At 64.5% G+C, this 662-nt stretch carries 1 pseudogene; it reads right to left on the reverse strand.

Annotated features, from left to right (window positions below):
- Positions 1-662, reverse strand: a pseudogene (locus tag MMB74_RS27340) (sugar-binding protein); the annotation flags it as partial.

The following is a 662-nucleotide window of genomic DNA, read 5'->3' on the forward strand; positions in this document are numbered from 1 at the left end:
CCCTTCGCTCCCGCATCGCTCGCTGCATCCACGATATTGCTCGCCGGATCGAACGCGAACCGCTCCCGGCTCCAGGGACTGGCCGCCTCGATCAGCCTGCCCACCGGGTCATACCGGTAGTCGATATACCCCCGGTTGCTGTCCTCGATCTGCGTCAGTTGCCCCGCTGCGTCGTAGCGGTAGCGCCGATCGACGATCGGCATCGGCGCTTTCTCGCGCTGCAGCGCCGTTTGAATCACGCGCCCCGCCGGGTCATAGACGGTCTTCAATCCCAGCTGATTGCCCAGCGTGCGCCGGGTCTCGCGGTGCAGATCGTCACGCTCGAACTGGATCCGCTCCTCGCCATCGAGCAGCATCCCGTGAACATGGCCCGAGCCGTACGTGAGCCAATCGATCGCATGCCCATCGGGGCGGATCGTCTTGATGCGGTTGCCCAACTCGTCGTACTGGTGATGCCAGACGTAGCTGCGCGCCTCGTCGAACACCTTGTACGCATGGTGCTCGCGCACCAGATTGCCCACCGGATCGAAGAACCGCTGGATCTGGCTGTAGCGGTTTTGCGCATCGATGAGCCGTCCGCTCTGGTCGTAGGCAAAACGCTCCTCGCTGTCGCCAGAGCGCCGGGCAGCAAGCCGCCCGCCTCGGTCGTATTCGACCTGCGT

Source organism: Trinickia sp. Y13, from assembly GCF_029522115.1.
GTDB lineage: Bacteria > Pseudomonadota > Gammaproteobacteria > Burkholderiales > Burkholderiaceae > Trinickia.